The organism is Micromonospora sp. NPDC006766, from assembly GCF_040636055.1.
In the GTDB taxonomy this organism is placed as follows: domain Bacteria; phylum Actinomycetota; class Actinomycetes; order Mycobacteriales; family Micromonosporaceae; genus Micromonospora.
The window spans coordinates 494,417-510,979 of the sequence record NZ_JBEYIX010000001.1; the positions used below are offsets into that span (position 1 = coordinate 494,417).

Consider the following 16,563-nt stretch of genomic DNA (forward strand, 5'->3'; position numbering starts at 1 on the left):
GTGCCCACCTCACGGGCCACCCGGGTCACCTCGTCCGCGAACGACGACAGCTGATCCACCATCGTGTTCACCGTGGACTTCAACTCCAGGATCTCGCCCCGGGCATCGACCGTGATCTTCTGCGACAGGTCACCCTTCGCCACCGCCGTGGAGACCTGCGAGATGTTGCGGACCTGGCTGGTCAGGTTGCCGGCGAGCTGGTTCACGTTCTCGGTGAGGTCACGCCAGGTGCCGGAGACACCGCGTACCTGGGCCTGGCCGCCGAGCTTGCCCTCGATGCCGACCTCGCGGGCCACCCGGGTCACCTCGTCCGCGAACGACGACAGCTGATCCACCATCGTGTTCACGGTGTCCTTCAGCTCCAGGATCTCGCCCTGCGCGGCCACCGTGATCTTCTGAGAGAGGTCGCCCCGGGCCACCGCGGTGGAGACCTGGGCGATGTTGCGCACCTGAGCGGTCAGGTTCGACGCCATCGAGTTGACGCTGTCGGTCAGGTCCTTCCAGGTGCCGGCCACGTTCGGCACCTCCGCCTGGCCGCCCAGCTTGCCCTCGGTGCCCACCTCCCGGGCCACCCGGGTCACCTGCTCGGCGAAGAGTCGGAGGGTGTCGGTCAACGAGTTGAAGGTGTGGGCCAGCTCGGCCACCTCGCCCATGGCCGACACGGTGATCTTCTGCGACAGGTCGCCCTTGGCCACCGCCGCGGCCACCTGCGAGATCGACCGCACCTGGTACGTCAGGTTCGACGCCATGGTGTTCACCGAGTCGGTGAGGTCCTTCCAGGTGCCGGCGACCCCGCGTACGTCGGCCTGGCCGCCCAGCTTGCCCTCGGTGCCCACCTCGCGGGCCACCCGGGTCACCTCGTTCGAGAAGGACGACAGCTGGTCGACCATGGTGTTGACGGTGCGCCCGATGTGCAGATATTCACCGCGCAGGGGGCGGCCGTCTATCTCCAGCGCCATGTGCTGGGACAGGTCACCGTCGGCCACCGCGACGATGACCCGGGCGATCTCGGTGGTCGGTCGGCCCAGGTCGTCGATGAGCGAGTTGATCGCCCGCTGCCCCTCCGCCCACGAGCCGTCCAGCCCCTCGTCGTCGAGGCGTTCGGTGAGCCGGCCGTCCCGGCCGACGATCCGGCTGATCCGGCGCAGGTCCAGGTGCTGCCGTTCCTGAAGCGACACCACGTCGTTGAAGGCGTCGGCCACCTCACCGGCCAGGCCGGCCCGCCGGGGCAGTCGGACCTTGAGGTCACCCCGGCGCACCTGCCGCAGCGCCTCCACCAGCTCACCGAGGAGCGCCTCGTGCTCGGGCGCGGACAGGTCCGCGGCTACCGACTTTTTCGCCGTGGTCATCATTCCTCGCTCAGCTCGGGGCCAACCGGCTCGTGCCGACATCCCACCATTTTGCCCGCCTAACGTCGAGGCGACGACCTACGTGCCTGCCGCTTTCGCCCTGATTCGTACACATCCAGCCCACGGCGCGGCAATGGCCGGTCGTTTGGCACCGAGGGCGGCGGCGGTGGAGGATACGAAGGTGTCAGCAAAGTCGGGGCCGGCGACGGACGGCGGCACGGACGAGCACGTCCGCCGGGTCCGGCTCCCCGCCGACCGCCGCACTCCCGCCGCAGCCCGGGCGCTGGTCCGATCCGTCCTCGGCGCGGCGAACCTGGACGAACTGCTCGACGAGGCGCTGCTGCTCACCACGGAACTCACCACCAACGCCGTGGAACACGCGCGCACCGAGCTGGATATCGAGGTCGAAGCGGACACCGCCGGCCTGACCGTCACGGTCACCGACTTCGCGGCCGGCCCGGTCGAGGAGCTGATGGTCGGCGTACGCAACGTCAGCCCGGACATCACCGAGGTGGCCGAGCGCGGGCGCGGGCTGCTGCTGGTCGACCACTTTGCCAGCCGGTGGGGCACCACCTACCTGCCCACCGGGAAGGGCGTCTGGTTCCGGCTGGACCGGCACGACAGCGACCCCTCCACCCGGCCGGTCACGGCCGAGCCCCCTGCGGCGATCACCGACCCGGGCCCGGCCGAGGGCACTCCGAGCGCCGCCGCGATGAGCGAGCTGATGCAGGCCAACCCCGACCCGTACGCGGACGATCCGCTGCCGGAGTTCGCGACTGGGCTGCTGACCCGGCTCGCCGAGATGGTGGGTGCCGCCGGGGGTGTGGTCCGGCTGGACCGGGGCGATGGGAAGGGCAGCCAGGTGCTCGCCCGGTACGGTCGGCAGCCGCGGGAGGGCAACGAGCTGCTCCTGGTTCCGCTCGCCGTGCACCGACCGTACGTCGGCGAGCTCGGCCTGGACGCGGCGCCGTCGGCGTACGCGCGGCCGCTGGCGGTGCTGACCGCCGAACGGCTCTCGCTGCACCTGGAGAACGACCGGCTGCGCCGGGCGGACGTCCGCCGGTCGACCTGGCTGACCTTCCTCGCCGAGGCGAGCGAACTGCTCGCCCAGTCCCTGGACGTCGAGCTGACCATGGCGCTCATCCCGCAACTGGTGGTGCCCCGGCTCGGCCAGTGGTGCGTGGTGCACACCACCGACGAGTGGGGCCGGCTGCGGCTCGCCGCGTCCAGCCACGCCGACGAGTCGGTGCTGCCGCAGCTGCACCGGGTGCTCCAGGAGACCGGGCCGGATTCGATCCAGGCCCGACTGCGGGAGGCATCCCGGAGCGCGGCGCAGGTGCCGCTCAGCGGGCCGATGGAAGGGTTCGCCGTACCGCTGATCGCCCGCGGGCAACGGCTCGGCACCCTGGCCGTCGGCCGCCATCAGGGGCATCGACACGATCCGGACGAGGTCTCCGTCCTGGAGGACGTGGCCCGACGGGCCGCCCTCGCCATCGAGAACGCCCGCATCCACGCCGAGCGGCGGCGCGTCGCCCAGGCGCTCCAGCAGTCCCTGCTGCCGCCGGTGCTTCCGGTGGTCGAGGGCATCGGCTTCGCCGCCGAGTACGTCCCGACCGGCGGCGACGCCGAGGTCGGCGGCGACTTCTACGACGTGGTGCCGCTGCCGGACGGCGGCTGGCTGGTGGTGATCGGCGACGTCTCGGGCAAGGGTGTGCAGGCGGCGACGGTGACCGGCCTGGTCCGGGACGTGATCCGGGTGCTGGCCGGGGACGGCAAGCCACTGCCGGAGATGCTGGTCCGGCTCAACGAGACGCTGGTCGAGCGGGGCAGCGGCCGATACTGCACGCTGGCGTTGGCGGCGGTCGCGCCGGGCGACGGGGGTCAGCTCGACGTGTCCCTGCACCTGGCCGGGCACGACCGCCCGGTGCTGCTGAACGGCGGCGGTGGGGCCGCCTTCGTCGGCACGGGCGGTACGGCACTCGGGCTGCTCGACGCGATCGCCACTCCGGCGGCCGAGATCTCGCTCGACCCGGGCGACGCGCTGATCTTCTATACCGACGGGGTCACCGAACGGCGGCGGGGCCGTGACCTCTTCGGCACCGAACGGCTACGCGCGTCGGCGGCGCCGCTGGCCGGCTATTCCGCGGACGTGGTGGCCGCCCGGATGCGCGCCACGGCGATCGGCTTCTCGGCGGAGGCACCCCGCGACGACATCGCCATCCTGGTCCTCCGCAACGACGCGCTCTAATCCCCGGCGGCCTGCGCGCCGGAGGCAACAGGTTCCCCGAAGTTGCTGCTCGCGCCGCGCCGGAGGCAGCAGGTTCCCCGAAGTTGCCGCCTCGCATCGTGCGCGAGCGGGCGGGGTCAGAGGTCGACGACCCGCCGGACCGGGGCGGGGGCGGCCACCACCACACAGCGGCCCTCTCGGGCGAGGAGCACGCCCCGGACGGCGGCGAGGATCGAGGCCACCCGATCGGGAGCCAGCGAGCCGGGCAGGGCGGCGTGCACTGTGCCGACCCCGGCCGAGCCGCGTACCGGCACCGGGGTGCCCGCGGCGTCGCGCAGTGCGTAGACCGCCGCGTGCAGGTCGTTGATCGGCACCTCGATCCGCAGCGCGGTGTCGCCCGGGCCGAACGGGTAGCGCCCCCACCAGTCGGGTGGCGTATGGCTGGCGACCGCGTCGCCTCCGAGCAGGGCGGTGAGCCGCTCGACCCGCTCGGCGACGTCGGCCGGGCCGCCCTCCAGGAGCACCGCCAAGCTGCCCGCCGCAGCCGGCCGGGCCGCCCGCCCGGTCACCGCCGGATGCTCGGGCCGCCCGAACACGGACGGATGTGACGGGTTCACCCGCCGGCGCGGCAACGGCACCGGCAGGTCCAGCTCGACGGCCGCCGGATCGAGCCGGGCGGCGAGCACCGCCCGGACCAGGTCGTGCGCCTCCAACGGGGTCCAGACCGGGCGGGACACCCAGACCCGGCTGGCCGGCACGGCCTGCACCCGCAGGGTCGCCGAGACCAGCACCCCCAGGCCGCCCTGCGAGCCGCAGAGCAGCCGGGCCACGTCCAGCCCCGGCAGGTCGCCGGCGCCGAAGAGCGCCGCCGCGCCGCCGCTCTGGTCGCGGCCCGTCGGCGCTGCCTGGCCCAACGAGGCCGTGCCAGCCGCGCCGATGCTGATCAGCTCGCCGCTGGGGTCCAGGTAGCGAACGCCGACGAGTTGGGCGCACGGACGGCCGTGCCGGTGCCGGAGCGGGCCGGCCTCGTCGGCGGCGAGCACCCCGCCCAGGGTCGCCCCGGGGGAGGGCGCGTCGACCGGCAGGCGCCGGCCGGCGCGGTCCAGGCTCGCCTGGACCGCACGCAGCGGAGTGCCGGCGCCGACCTCGGCCACCGGGGAGCCCTGCGGCTCGTGCCAGACCCCGGCGAGCCGGCCGGTGTCGAGCAGGATGTCGACCTGCGCCGGGGCGGCACCCCAATCGATCTTCGTGCCGGCCCCTCGGGGCACGACGGTGAGATCGTGCGCGGCGGCCAGCCGCAGCACCTCGGCGGCGGAGTGCGGGCCGCCCGGCACCGCCACCCAGCGGGCCGTCCGGCCGGCCACCTCGTCGGCCGGGCCGGCGAACCGGGCGAACGACGGGCCGCAGATCTCCGCCAGTCGTCGGGTGATCTCGAGGGCTCCGGATCGGTTCGTGGAACTCGCTGCAGCCGCCATGGCCGTCATCGTACACATGTTCGAAAGCGGCGACGGGGAATCGGCCGAGCCGGCCACGCGCACGCCCGGCGGCGCGCTCCCGGCCGGTAACGTGACGCCGTGACCACCGAGACCCCCGACAACTCGCCGCGCCACGACCTGAAGCCGTCGCCCGCGCCCGTCGCCAAACGCGTGCCGACCGAGCGGACCCACCACGGCGACACCGTCGTCGACGAGTACGCCTGGCTCGCCGCCAAGGACGACCCTGAGACGATCGCCCACCTCACCGCGGAGAACGCCTACACCGAGGCGCGCACCGCACACCTGGAGGGGCTGCGCGCCGAGTTGTTCGAGGAGACTCGCCGGCGCACCCAGGAGACCGACCTGTCAGTGCCCACCCGCAAGGACGGGTACTGGTACTACACCCGCACCGTCGAGGGCCAGCAGTACGGCGTGCACTGCCGGCGGGCGGTGCACGCCGGCGAGACCGCGCCCCCGATCAGCGCCGACGGTGCCCCGCTCGACGGCGAGGAGGTGCTGCTCGACGGCAACCTGCTCGCCGAGGGTCATGACTTCTTCGCCCTCGGCGCGTTCGACGTCAGCCCGGACGGCCGTTGGCTGGCATACTCGACCGACTTCGCCGGGGACGAGCGGTTCACCCTGCGGATCAAGGACCTGAGCACGGGCGAAGTGCTCGCCGACGAGATCCCCGACACCTTCTACGGCACCGCCTGGTCCGCCGACGCCTCCACACTCTTCTATGTCACGGTCGACGACGCATGGCGGCCCAACCGGGTCTGGCGGCACACGATCGGCACCCCGTCGAGCGAGGACGCGGTGGTCCACCAGGAGGACGACGAGCGGTTCTGGGTGGGCGTCGAGCTGACCCGCTCCGAGCGGTTCGTGGTCATCGACATCCACAGCAAGATCACCAGCGAGGTACGGGTCATCCCGGCCGCCAACCCCACCGGCGAGCCGGCGATCATCGCGCCCCGCCGCCAGGGCGTCGAATACTCGGTGGAGCATCACGGCCACCGATTCCTGATCCTGCACAACGACGGCGCGGAGGACTTCGCGCTGGCGTACACCTCGGCGGACACGCCCGGCGACTGGACGCCGCTGATCGAACACGCGCCGGGCACCCGGCTGGAAGCCGTCGACGCGTTCGAGAACCACCTGGTCGTCTCGCTGCGCAGCAACGGGCTGACCGGGCTGCGGGTGCTGCCGATCGGCGGCGGTGACGCGTACGACATCGACTTCCCCGAGCCGATCTACAGCGTCGGGTTGGACGCCAACCCGGAATACCGCACCAGCGAAGTGCGGCTGCGCTTCACGTCGCTGGTCACCCCGGACTCGGTCTACGACTACGACCTGGTCACCCGGCAGATGGTGCTGCGCAAGCAGAAGCCGGTCCGCCCCGGGCCGGACGGGCGGGCGTACGACCCGGCCGACTACGAGCAGCACCGGGACTGGGCGCTCGCCGACGACGGCACCCGGGTGCCGATCTCGCTGGTCTGCCGGAAGGGCACTCCGCGCGACGGCTCCGCCCCCTGCGTCATCTACGGCTACGGCTCGTACGAGGCGAGCATGGACCCGTGGTTCTCCATCGCCCGACTCAGCCTGCTCGACCGGGGCGTCATCTTCGCCGTCGCGCACATCCGCGGCGGCGGTGAGCTGGGCCGGCGCTGGTACGACGAGGGCAAGCTACTGGCCAAGAAGAACACCTTCACCGACTTCGTGGCCTGCGCGCGGCACCTGGTCAAGGCCGGCTGGACGGGCACCGACCGCCTGGTGGCCCGGGGCGCCTCGGCCGGCGGCCTGCTGATGGGCGCGGTCGCCAACCTCGCCCCGGACGCGTTCACCGGGATCGTCGCGCAGGTGCCCTTCGTGGACGCGCTCACCTCGATCCTCGACCCGTCGCTGCCGCTCACCGTCACCGAGTGGGAGGAGTGGGGCAACCCTCTCGACGACCCCGAGGTTTACGCGTACATGAAGTCGTACACCCCGTACGAGAACGTGGCACCGGTCGACTACCCGGCCATCCTCGCGGTGACCAGCCTCAACGACACCCGGGTGCTCTACCACGAGCCGGCCAAGTGGGTCGCCCGTCTGCGGGCCGTCGCGCCGCAGGGCGACTACCTGCTCAAGACCGAGATGGGTGCCGGCCATGGCGGCCCGAGCGGCCGGTACGACGCCTGGCGCGAGGAGGCGTTCATCAACGCCTGGATCCTCGACCGCCTGAAGTGAAAGGAGGGGGCCCCTGTTAACGCCTCGGGTAGAGCAGGGGCCCCTTATTAACGCTCGACGGCGGGCGCGGTGGCGGGAGTGGCGAGCGTCGACCCGAGCATCGCCGGGTCGACGTTGCCGCCGGTGATCACCGCGACGGTACGCCCTGGCGGCAGCTCGTCCCGGCGGAACAGCCGTGCCGCGACCGCCACCGCACCGCTCGGCTCGACCACCAGCCGGGCCTCGCGGACCAGTCGGCCCATCGCCAGGGCGATCTCCTCCTCGGTCACCGTGACGATGCCGTCGAGGCGTTCCCTCAGGTGGGCCAGGGTCAGCGCGGACAGGTTCGTACGCAGCCCGTCGGCGCTGGTCCGATAGGTCCGCTCAATGTCCCACACCACCACCTCACCGGCGGCGAGGGAATCCCGGGCGTCGGCGGCCAGCGCCGGCTCCACCCCGAACACGGCGGCCGACGGGCGCAGCGCCTTCACGGCGGTGGCGACCCCCGAGGAGAGGCCGCCGCCGCCGACGGGCACCAGCACCACATCGACGTCGGGCAGGTCCGCCACGATCTCCAGCCCGATGGTGCCCTGCCCGGCGATGATCCGCCGGTCGTCGAAGGGCGGCACCAAGGCGGCCCCGGTGTCGGCGGCGATCCGCTCCGCCTCGGTCAGCCGGCGCGCCGGCGGGACCAGCACGACCTCGGCACCGAGCGCCCGGATCCGGTCCACCTTGACCTGCGGTGCCCCCTCGGGAACGACCACCGTGCACGGCGCCGAGAACGCCCGGGCCGCGTACGCGAGGGCCTGGCCGTGGTTGCCGGACGAGTGCGTCACCACCCCCCGGGACCGGGCGGCCGGGTCGAGCCGGGCCACCGCGTGCGTCGCGCCGCGCAGCTTGAACGACCCGACCGGTTGCAGACTCTCCGGCTTGACCCACAGCTCGTCGTCCCACGGGGTCGGCAGCAGCGGGGTCCGCACGACGGTCCCGGCGATGTCGTCGGCGGCGACCCGGACGTCCTCGATAGAGATCAGCATCGGCCAATCCTGCCCCGGCCCCGGCCGCACTCGCCGCCCCGACGCCCGCGCCGCCCCTCATGATCACGCTCGATCCTGGAACGAGTCCCCTCGCAGCATGGCGGAAGCCACTACTTCCGGGATCGAGCGCGATCTTGCGGCATGTCCCGCTCGTGCGGCACCTAGACTGCCCGGGTGAGCGAGGCCGAGGAGGAGCCGGTCGGGGCGGACGTACCCCCGGAAGGAGCGGCCCGGCGTGGGCCGACCTGGGTGATCCTCGCTGTGGTGGCCGCCGCCCTGCTCGTCTGCTGTTGCTCGGTCGTGATCGGCTTGGCCGTCTCCTGGTCAGCGGGGATCCTCGGCGGCCGCTGAGCCCGCCGACGCGTCACGTCAGGTCGTCCGCAGTTCCTCCACCGCTGTGCTGGAGCGCAGGACGAGCAGGCCGACGACGACGGTCGCCAGCACCGCGACCAGGGCGCCGGCCGCGAGCCAGGCCAGCTGCTCCACCGGTACGCCCGGAACCACGGTGATCTCCGGTACCCACTCCGTGCGGACGTACGGGGCGGCCGTCGCCGGGTCGGCGCAGAGAGCCGCATCCGCGTCACAGGTCTCCTGCGAGAAACCGCCACTGCGCGGCGAGCCGAGCGCGCCCCGGACGAGCAGCAGGCCGACGGTCAGCGCGACGGCGATCGCGGGCACCGCCGGCGCGAGCGACTGCCAGAGGATGGACCGGCCGAGCGTGCCGCGCGGCACCCCGGTCGCGACCAGCGCCGCGTACTGGCGCCGGCGGGCGGTGACCCCCTCCACCAGGGCGACCAGCAGCCCGCCCGCCGCGATTGTCATCCCCACGGCGACCGCCAGGTCGATCAGATCCATCGTGCCGAGGTAGAAGTCGTCCGACGCGACCCTCTCGCTGCCCGTCCGAGCGTCGAGTTCCACCGTGGCCAGGAAGTAGGCGCGGAACCCGGCGGCCCCGGCCCCGAAGATGAGCGCGGCGAGGAGCGCGGCGAAGGTGCGGCTGCCCGCCCAGGGGTCGGCCGTCAGCCGGCGGGCGGCCAGCAGCGCGGCGGGTCGCCGGGCGTAGCGGTGCAGCAGCCGACCAGCGGTGTGGGAGATCCAGCCGGTGCCGGTGACCACGCCGATCATGGCGGCCAGTCCGCCGCCGACCAGCAGCGCCGGCACCAGCCCGGGGGGTAGCTCCGCATGCCGCCGGTCGTACCAGAACGCCACCGGCCGGATGGCGGCGAAGGCGGCCAGACCCAGGATGATCAGCAGGCCGGGCCACGGCCAGGGTCCGCGGGTCCGCACCTTCCACATCACGCCGAACGGGGTGGTCGTCACCCGGCGGAGCATCAGCGCGGTGGCCAGCGCGGCGACCACCGGCAGCCCGAGCACCAGCGCCACCATCCCGACGGTCGACGGGTACACGTCGGTGGGCAGCGGCAGCCGGCCCTGCGCGTCCGGTCGATGCAGCAGCTGGTGGCCGACCAGGTAGAGGGCCAGCCCGGCCAGCGTGCCGAACAGGGTCGCCACCCCGGTCTCCGCCGTGGCGACCCGGGTGACCTGCCCGGGGGTGGCCCCGGCCAGGCGGAACGAAGCCAGCCGACGGTCCCGGGCCGGTGCGCCGATCCGTGCGCACTGCCCGGCCAGCCCCAGCACCGGGATGGCCAACAGCAGCAGTGCGAACGCGGTGCCACCGCGCAGCCCCGGCTCAACCAGAAGCTGGTTGGCGTACTGCTGCGACCAGCGGCCTCCGTTGTCGTCTGTGGCTGGCGGCGTCGGAATGGCCAGCACGGTCAGCGCCGCCAGGGCGGCAAGGGTGGCGAGTGCAGCGCTCAGCGCCGTCAGCACCACGCGGGCGGTGTCGGTGCGGGTGCCGGCCAGGGCGAGCCGGAGCACGACGATGGGCTTCACCGGCGGCCCCCCGGCACCGGCGAGTCCAGGCCCAGGCCCGAGTGGTCCACCATCCCGTCGCGGAGCGCCACCTCACGGTCGGCGTACCCGGCGACGCGCGGCTCGTGGGTGATCAGCACGACGGTGGTGTGCTGCTCGCGGGCGAGCCGGACCAACTCGGTGAGCACCTGCTCGCCGGTGAGCGTGTCCAGCGCGCCGGTCGGCTCGTCGGCGTAGAGCACCCGGGGCTCGGTGACCAAAGCCCGAGCGGTGGCGCAACGCTGCTGCTGCCCGCCGGACATCTCACCCGGCCGAACGTCGGCGACCTCGGCCACGCCCAGCCGTTCCAGCCAGGTCAGCGCCGCCGTCCGCGCCTCTCGCCGCCCCGTGCCGGCGAGAAGTAGCGGAAGGGCGATGTTCTCCGCCGCGGTCAGCTCGGCAACGAGTTGACCGAACTGGAAGAGCACCCCGAAATCGGTGCGGCGCAACCGGGACCGGGCCGCCTCCGACCAGGTGTCGATCCGCTCGCCCCGCCAGGTGACCTCGCCCGAGTCGGGGCGCAGGATGCCGGCGAGGCAGTGCAGCAGAGTGGACTTGCCGCAACCGCTCGGCCCGGTGATGGCGACGACCTCCCCCTCCGCCACGTCGAGCGTCACGCCGCGCAGCGCGGGCGTCCTGCCGTACGCCTTGACCACACCGCGGGCCTCCAGCTGCGTCACGAGTGCACCTCCCGGTGCCAGTCGGCGACCCGTTCGAGGGTGGTGTGCAGCCACCGCAGGTCGGCGTCGAGATGGTTGATGGCGAAGTCGGCCGCGATCACGTCGTCGAGGCTGGCCGATGGGGCGGCCTTCACCGCGGTGAGCTCGCGGAGCCGCTCGGTGTGCGCCCGGCGCTGGGCGATCAGGTAGGACCGGGCCCGATCGGCGTCGGCAACCAACAGCGCGACCACCACCTTGGCGAAGAGGGTGCTCGCCACATGGGGCATGGGCGGCTCGACAGTGGCGAGCCACCGGTCGAGCGCCAACCGCCCCTCCTCGGTGAGCGCGTACACCGTGCGGTCGGGGCCGCCCTCACGCTCCTGCCCGGCCGGGACCACCAGGCCGTCCCGCTGTAGCCGGGTGAGGGTCGCGTAGACCTGCCCGAAGGCGAGTGGACGGGCCCGGGGCAGCCGCTCGTCGTGGGCTCGTTTCAGCTCGTAGCCGTGCCGGGCACCGCCGGCGAGCAGCCCGAGCAGAACGTGCTGTGTGGACACGGCCGTCACTATTCGCTCGGCGAATAGCAATGTCAAGCAAGGCCCGCGCGGCGTGGCGCCGCGCGGGCCGAGGGCGTCAGGGCGTCCAGGCCGGATCCCGGCCGGTCCGGGCCAGGAGCCGGTCCAGGTCAGCGACGTCGGACGTGGTGGGCACCGGTTCGCCGAAGGCCCCCATCCGCTGGCCGGTGTCGCCCATCCGGTCCATGAAGGCGTGCCCCGCCGCAAGCACCGCCGGGTCGGCCTCCACCACTGGCTGCCCGGTCGCCCGGGCCAGGTCCCATCCGTGCACGGCGAGATCGATCAGGGCCATGTCGCCGACCGTCTCCTGCGGCAGCCCCATCCCCGGCGAGACACCCTCCAGCGCCGCCGGGTCCGACCACGCCTCGACCAGGCGTACGGTCTCCGCCGCGAACCGGTCTCGCCAGCCCTCGGTCAGGTGGTCGGTCTTGGCCGACCAGTCCACCTCCTGCCGCTGGGCGAGCGCCTGGAAGTTGACCACCACGTCGAACACGTGGTTGAGCAGGTCGCGCACCGAGTAGTCGGAGCACGGGGTGGGCAGGTCGAGCTGATCGTCGGAAATGCGCTGGACCACCGCCACCGTCCGTGGGGCGGCGACAGCCAGCAGCTCACTAGTCTTCGTGGTCATAGGGCCAGCGTATGAGGACGGTCTTGAAGAAATGCGACACGAACCGCGGCGGGACAGCCCTAGAAAATGATCGGCGGCACTGCTGTCGGCTCCCGTTCTGCGTACCGCCCGCTTTGTGGGATACCGTTCCACCGAACACAGGAGGTCGACGAATGTCCCTGACGGTGCACACGGAACAGCGCGGCGACGTGGTCGTCGTGTCGGTCGCGGGCGAGCTGGACATGGCCACGGCCCCGCAGCTTCAGGACCAGATCACCGACCTGCTGGACAAGGGTCGCAGCCGCCTCGTCTTCGACCTGGCGGCCCTGTCGTTCTGCGACTCGACCGGGCTGTCGGTGTTCGTCCGGGCCAAGAACAGCTGCGACGAGGCCGGCGGCGTGGTGCGGCTGGCCGCCCCGCAGCGCGGCGTGCTTCGCATCCTGGAGGTCAGCGGCCTCGTCGAGGTGTTGAACACCTACCCGACGGTCGACCAGGCGGTGGCGGGCGACGCGACGCCGGCCTCCTCCTGACGTTCGGCCCTGCGCTGCTCGTCCTCGATGTAGCGGGGGCGGGCGATGGCCACGCCCGCCGTCGTCTGGACGGCGAGGGCCGCCAGCAGGAAGCCGATCGGCGCCGTCCAGCCCCCGGTCGCCTCGTAGAGGATGCCGACCAGCAGCGGACCGAGCGCGGCGATGACGTACCCGGTGCTCTGCGCGAAGGCGGACAGCGCGACGGTGCCGTCGGCGGTCCGGGCGCGCAGTCCGATGGTGGTCAGGATCAGCGGGAACGCGCCCTGGCCGAGGGCCAGCAGCAGCACCCAGAGCGGCGCGAGGCCGCGCGGCGCGACGGCCAGTCCGAGGTACGCGGCAGCGGAGAAGGCGGTCAGCGAGAACACCAGCGGGCGCAGCGTCCGCAGCCGGCCGGCCAGGGCCGGCATCGCCAGCGCCACCGGCACGCCGAGCGCGGTCACCCCGGCGAGCAGCAGGCCGGCGGTCTCGGCGGGGTAGCCGGCGTCCCGGAAGAGCTGGGCCAGCCAGCCCATGATCGCGTACCCGCTGAGCGACTGCGCCCCGAAGTAGACGGCCATGGCCCAGCCGAGCCGGGTCTGCGCCGGCCGTACCCGTGCCGGGGCCGCGGTGACCGCCGTCGGGCTCGCCGCCCGCCGCGCCGAGCGGGTCCGCAGCGCCAGCGGCACCCAGGGGAGTACGGCCACGGCGGCCAGCCCGGCCCAGACGCCGAGCCCGGCCCGCCACGAGCCGAAGGCGTGCGCCACCGGCACCGCGGCGGCCGCGGCCACCGTCGTGCCGATGGTGAGCGCCATCGTGTACGCCCCGGTGACCAGCCCGGTGCGGTGCGGGAAGTGCTGCTTGACCAGCATCGGCAGCAGGATGTTGGCGACCGCGATGCCGGCCAGGGCGAGCGCGCTGGTGAGCACGAAGACGGCCGCCGAGTCGGTGACCACCCGGAGCACCTGGCCGGTGGCGAGGGCGAGCATGGCCAGCGCCAGCACCCGGGCGGGCGGCCAGCGGCGGACCAGCCACGGGGTGAGCGCGCCGAGCCCGGCGAAGGCGATGGTGGGCAGGGTGGTGACGAAGCCGGCCATGACGCCGGAGAGACCCAGCCCGGTGCGAATCTCGTCGAGCAGGGCACCCAGGCTGGTCACCGCCGCGCGCAGGTTGAGCGCGACCAGCAGCATGCCGACCAGCACCAGCCCGCCACCGCCAGCTGGTCGAGGGTGGGCTGGTCCGGTGCGGGTGGCTGGCGCAGTCATGACCTTCAACATACAATCATGGGATGAATTCCGGGAGGAGTTGTAACCGATGACACGCGCCCTCGCTCCGGTCGCCGTGCCCCCGCGCGGCCACCGGGTAAGCCAGACCATCGAGCAGCTTCGGACCCGGATCCTCGGCGGCGAGTGGCCGGTGGGCGGGCGCATCCCCACCGAGCCGCAGCTCGTCGCCGAGCTCGGCGTCGGACGCAACACGGTCCGGGAGGCGGTCCGCGCACTCGTGCACGCCGGGGTGCTGGAATGCCGTCAGGGCTCCGGGACGTACGTCGTGTCGACCGACGAGTTGGCCCCGGTGGTGGCCCGTCGGCTCACCGACGACCGGATGGCCGAGGTGGTCGAGGTCCGCCGCGCCTTCGAGGTGGAGGCGGCCCGGCTCGCCGCGCTACGGCGTACCCCTGCCGACCTGGCGGCGCTCGACGAGGCGCTCGCCGCCCGGGAGGCCGCCTGGCGTTCCGGCCGGGTGGACGAGTTCGTCGAGGCCGATGCCGCGCTGCACAGCACGGTGGTGGCCGCCGCGCACAACACCATGCTGGCCGAGCTGTACGCCTCGGTCGGCGCCGCGCTGCGCAGCACCGTCGCCCAGGCGATGGGCGGCGCGCTGGAGCCCGAGCGGTACGTCGACCACGGCCGACTGGTCGACGCGATCCGGGACGGCGATCCGGCGCGGGCGGCGATCGAGGCCGGCGCTTTCCTTGAGGCCCCCAGCGGGGGGTAGGTCGCGGGGGCCGACATTTCTCGAACACCTGTTCGATAGAGTCCGGGTCATGGAGCAACGCAGGCACTGGTGGAACGGGAAATGGGGGCGGCTGGCCCGGCGGGATGTCTTCCTCCGGGTGGACGGCGACCGCTGGCACGTCGAGCAGCGCGCCGGCGGCGCCGAGGGGGTCTCCCGGTTCTACGAGTACGACGGCGTGGACGAGGCGGAGGAAACGGTCCGGGCGCTGCTGGAGGGGCCGGACACCTGGCGCGAGCTCTCGCCCCGCCCGCCGAGCGGCTGGGCCCCGCCCGTTTAGCGCCGGGCCGCCCTGGGAACCGCTGCCTGCATGAGCCAGCAGGTCATTTCCCGCGTCACCACCGGCATGCGGGTGGTCGACTCGACCGGTGCCGAGGTCGGCACCGTGGATCTCGTCCAGCGCGGCGACCCGAACGCGGTAACCGTGCAGGCACCCGCCCCGGTCGACCCGGGGAGCAGCCTGAACGAGCTGATCGAGTCGGCGGCGGTCGAGGAGCCGGAGGTCCCCGCCGACCTTGCCGCCCGGCTGCTGCGCACCGGCTACCTCAAGGTCTCCACCGAGTTGGCGCCGACCGGCGCGGTCTACGTGCTGGCCGACCAGATCACGGCTGTCACCGACGACGGCGTACGCCTCGACGTGCCAGCCGCGCAACTGCCCGAGGAGGAGTGAGCCCGCCGACCGGTCGGCAGACGCACGAAGGGCCCGCGTGAAAGCGGGCCCTAAGGCGGCCGCGGAAACCCGGAACGGCCTCCTGCAAGCACCAGGCTTGCAGTTCGTCACCCCGACTGGCGGGAACCGGCGAGCTCCCGTTCGGCCTCGGCCACGGGGGGCGGAGTGGCCGGGGCATGCGGGCGGCGGCGGAAAAGCAGGAGCATCAGCCAGCCGGCCACCAGACCCCAGAACGCGCCGCCCACCCCGAGCAGGCTCACCCCGGAGGCGGTGACCACGAAGGTGACCACCGCCGCCTCGCGGCCGTCCGGTTCGGCGACGGCCGCCGAGACCGCGCCGGCCAGCGCGCCGAGCAGCGCCAGCCCGGCCACCGCCTCGACCAGCACCGGCGGCGAGAGCAGCACCAGGGCGGTCGCCACGCCGGCGCCCAGGCCGAGCAGCGCCATGCCGATCCCGGCGGTGACCGAGGCGATCCAGCGCCGCTCCGGATCGGGGTGGGCGTCCGGGCCGGCAGCCAGGGCGGCGGTGATCGCGGCCAGGTTCACCGCGTGCCCGCCGGCGGGGGCACCGAGCGCGGTGGCGAGCCCGGTCACCCGGAGCGCGGAGCCCAGCGGGGCCCGGTAGCCGTAGCCGGCGAGGACCGCCGTCCCGGGCACGTTCTGCGCGGCCATGGTGACCAGGAACAGCGGCAGGGCGAGCCCGACCACCGCAGGCACCGTCCAGGTCGGCGCGGTGAACGCGACCGTCGGGGCGAGGTGTGCCCGGACCGGCCCGGACGTGGTCAGCGCGATCGCCACCGCCGCCACGGCCAGCGCGCCCGGCACCGCCCAGCGACGGGCGAACCGGTGCAGCACCAGCCAGGCGAGCACCACCGGCCCGGCCAGCCGGGGCACCTCGACCAGGGCCCGGACGGGCGCGGTGCAGAGCGGCAGCAGCACCCCGGCGAGCATGGCGCTGGCGACGGGGACGGGAATCGCGGCGACCGCCCGGCCGAGCGCCGGAATCAGCCCGGCGGCGGCGATCAGCAGGCCGGTCAGCAGGAACGCACCGACCGCGGCCGGCCAACCGCCGGGCACCGGCCCGGTGGCGACCAGCAGCGCCGCACCGGGGGTGGACCAGGCGATCGCCAGCGGCAGCCGGTGCCGCAGCCCGAGCCAGACCGCGCAGCAGCCGGTGGCGACGCAGAGCGCGAGCAGCCCGGAGGCGGCCTGCGCCTGGTCCGCGCCCACGGCGCGCAGCCCGGCGAGCACGACTGTGAACGAACTGGCGAAGCCGACGAGGGCCGTCACGACCCCGGCCAGCACGGGTTGTAGCCGACCGGCCATGCCA

At 73.6% G+C, this 16,563-nt stretch carries 16 protein-coding genes; 7 read left to right on the top strand and 9 right to left on the bottom strand.

The features are described from left to right. Positions 1-1,349, bottom strand: a 1,349-nt coding sequence (locus ABZ671_RS02995; RefSeq protein WP_357850623.1) for a HAMP domain-containing protein, incomplete at its 3' end; no start/stop codon positions are given. 181 nt (positions 1,350-1,530) lie between these two features. On the opposite strand from ABZ671_RS02995, the gene ABZ671_RS03000 reads away from it, so the two are divergent. After that, positions 1,531-3,597 (top strand): SpoIIE family protein phosphatase, encoded by a 2,067-nt coding sequence (locus ABZ671_RS03000; protein WP_357850194.1) that lies wholly within the window; start codon positions 1,531-1,533, stop codon positions 3,595-3,597. Between the two features lie 116 nt (positions 3,598-3,713). Here the strand turns inward: ABZ671_RS03000 and ABZ671_RS03005 are convergent, their stop codons facing one another. After that, positions 3,714-5,051 carry an FAD-binding oxidoreductase gene (locus ABZ671_RS03005; protein WP_357850197.1) on the bottom strand — a complete coding sequence of 446 codons (1,338 nt, stop codon included), beginning with the start codon at positions 5,049-5,051 and terminating at the stop codon, positions 3,714-3,716. A gap of 138 nt (positions 5,052-5,189) precedes the next feature. On the opposite strand from ABZ671_RS03005, the gene ABZ671_RS03010 reads away from it, so the two are divergent. Continuing rightward, positions 5,190-7,277 (top strand): S9 family peptidase, encoded by a 2,088-nt coding sequence (locus ABZ671_RS03010; RefSeq protein ID WP_357850626.1) that lies wholly within the window; start codon positions 5,190-5,192, stop codon positions 7,275-7,277. A gap of 47 nt (positions 7,278-7,324) precedes the next feature. Here ABZ671_RS03010 and ABZ671_RS03015 read toward each other — a convergent pair whose 3' ends face one another. Continuing rightward, a complete protein-coding gene (locus ABZ671_RS03015; RefSeq protein ID WP_357850200.1) occupies positions 7,325-8,293 on the bottom strand; it encodes a threonine/serine dehydratase in 969 nt (322 codons plus the stop codon). A gap of 174 nt (positions 8,294-8,467) precedes the next feature. On the opposite strand from ABZ671_RS03015, the gene ABZ671_RS03020 reads away from it, so the two are divergent. Further along, positions 8,468-8,644: a hypothetical protein gene (locus ABZ671_RS03020; protein WP_357850202.1), complete on the top strand. Its 177-nt coding sequence runs from the start codon at positions 8,468-8,470 to the stop codon at positions 8,642-8,644. Positions 8,645-8,662: 18 nt separating this feature from the next. On the opposite strand, the gene ABZ671_RS03025 is transcribed toward ABZ671_RS03020, so the two are convergent. The 4 genes from ABZ671_RS03025 to ABZ671_RS03040 form a co-directional block, all read right to left on the bottom strand. Next, positions 8,663-10,186, bottom strand: a complete 1,524-nt coding sequence (locus ABZ671_RS03025) for an FtsX-like permease family protein (RefSeq protein ID WP_357850205.1) — start codon at positions 10,184-10,186, stop codon at positions 8,663-8,665. Beyond that, the gene (locus ABZ671_RS03030; RefSeq protein WP_357850208.1) at positions 10,183-10,884 is read right to left on the bottom strand and encodes an ABC transporter ATP-binding protein; all 702 of its coding nucleotides are present in this window, start codon (positions 10,882-10,884) and stop codon (positions 10,183-10,185) included. The genes ABZ671_RS03025 and ABZ671_RS03030 overlap by 4 nt, the downstream gene beginning before the upstream one ends. Continuing rightward, positions 10,881-11,417, bottom strand: a complete 537-nt coding sequence (locus ABZ671_RS03035) for a PadR family transcriptional regulator (RefSeq protein WP_357850212.1) — start codon at positions 11,415-11,417, stop codon at positions 10,881-10,883. Before ABZ671_RS03035 ends, ABZ671_RS03030 begins: the two co-directional genes overlap by 4 nt. A gap of 76 nt (positions 11,418-11,493) precedes the next feature. After that, the gene (locus ABZ671_RS03040; protein WP_357850214.1) at positions 11,494-12,063 is read right to left on the bottom strand and encodes a TIGR03086 family metal-binding protein; all 570 of its coding nucleotides are present in this window, start codon (positions 12,061-12,063) and stop codon (positions 11,494-11,496) included. Positions 12,064-12,215: 152 nt separating this feature from the next. On the opposite strand from ABZ671_RS03040, the gene ABZ671_RS03045 reads away from it, so the two are divergent. After that, positions 12,216-12,572, top strand: a complete 357-nt coding sequence (locus tag ABZ671_RS03045) for an STAS domain-containing protein (protein WP_357850217.1) — start codon at positions 12,216-12,218, stop codon at positions 12,570-12,572. Here the strand turns inward: ABZ671_RS03045 and ABZ671_RS03050 are convergent. Then, a complete protein-coding gene (locus ABZ671_RS03050) occupies positions 12,518-13,813 on the bottom strand; it encodes an MFS transporter (protein WP_357850220.1) in 1,296 nt (431 codons plus the stop codon). The two genes, ABZ671_RS03045 and ABZ671_RS03050, sit on opposite strands and share 55 nt — an antisense overlap. Before the next feature lie 49 nt (positions 13,814-13,862). Between ABZ671_RS03050 and ABZ671_RS03055 the strand changes: the two genes are divergently transcribed. The 3 genes from ABZ671_RS03055 to ABZ671_RS03065 are packed head-to-tail and all read left to right on the top strand — an operon-like array spanning position 13,863 to position 15,234. After that, positions 13,863-14,546, top strand: coding sequence for an FCD domain-containing protein (locus tag ABZ671_RS03055; protein ID WP_357850223.1), 684 nt, complete (start codon positions 13,863-13,865; stop codon positions 14,544-14,546). Between the two features lie 49 nt (positions 14,547-14,595). Further along, positions 14,596-14,844, top strand: coding sequence for a hypothetical protein (locus ABZ671_RS03060; protein WP_357850226.1), 249 nt, complete (start codon positions 14,596-14,598; stop codon positions 14,842-14,844). A gap of 30 nt (positions 14,845-14,874) precedes the next feature. Continuing rightward, positions 14,875-15,234 carry a hypothetical protein gene (locus ABZ671_RS03065; protein ID WP_357850229.1) on the top strand — a complete coding sequence of 120 codons (360 nt, stop codon included), beginning with the start codon at positions 14,875-14,877 and terminating at the stop codon, positions 15,232-15,234. A gap of 107 nt (positions 15,235-15,341) precedes the next feature. On the opposite strand, the gene ABZ671_RS03070 is transcribed toward ABZ671_RS03065, so the two are convergent. Next, entirely contained in the window at positions 15,342-16,559 is a 1,218-nt protein-coding gene (locus tag ABZ671_RS03070) for a benzoate/H(+) symporter BenE family transporter (RefSeq protein ID WP_357850232.1), read from the bottom strand. Positions 16,560-16,563 lie beyond the last annotated feature (4 nt).

What these genes read in the sequence shown, in the direction of transcription:
- ABZ671_RS03065 (WP_357850229.1), top strand. Translation starts at nt 14,875, where the DNA reads ATGAGCCAGCAGGTCATTTCCCGCGTCACCACCGGCATGCGGGTGGTC.
- ABZ671_RS03060 (WP_357850226.1), top strand. Translation starts at nt 14,596, where the DNA reads ATGGAGCAACGCAGGCACTGGTGGAACGGGAAATGGGGGCGGCTGGCC.
- ABZ671_RS03045 (WP_357850217.1), top strand. Translation starts at nt 12,216, where the DNA reads ATGTCCCTGACGGTGCACACGGAACAGCGCGGCGACGTGGTCGTCGTG.
- ABZ671_RS03070 (WP_357850232.1), bottom strand. Translation starts at nt 16,559, where the DNA reads ATGGCCGGTCGGCTACAACCCGTGCTGGCCGGGGTCGTGACGGCCCTC.
- ABZ671_RS03015 (WP_357850200.1), bottom strand. Translation starts at nt 8,293, where the DNA reads ATGCTGATCTCTATCGAGGACGTCCGGGTCGCCGCCGACGACATCGCC.
- ABZ671_RS03040 (WP_357850214.1), bottom strand. Translation starts at nt 12,063, where the DNA reads ATGACCACGAAGACTAGTGAGCTGCTGGCTGTCGCCGCCCCACGGACG.
- ABZ671_RS03005 (WP_357850197.1), bottom strand. Translation starts at nt 5,051, where the DNA reads ATGGCGGCTGCAGCGAGTTCCACGAACCGATCCGGAGCCCTCGAGATC.
- ABZ671_RS03055 (WP_357850223.1), top strand. Translation starts at nt 13,863, where the DNA reads ATGACACGCGCCCTCGCTCCGGTCGCCGTGCCCCCGCGCGGCCACCGG.
- ABZ671_RS03050 (WP_357850220.1), bottom strand. Translation starts at nt 13,813, where the DNA reads ATGACTGCGCCAGCCACCCGCACCGGACCAGCCCACCCTCGACCAGCT.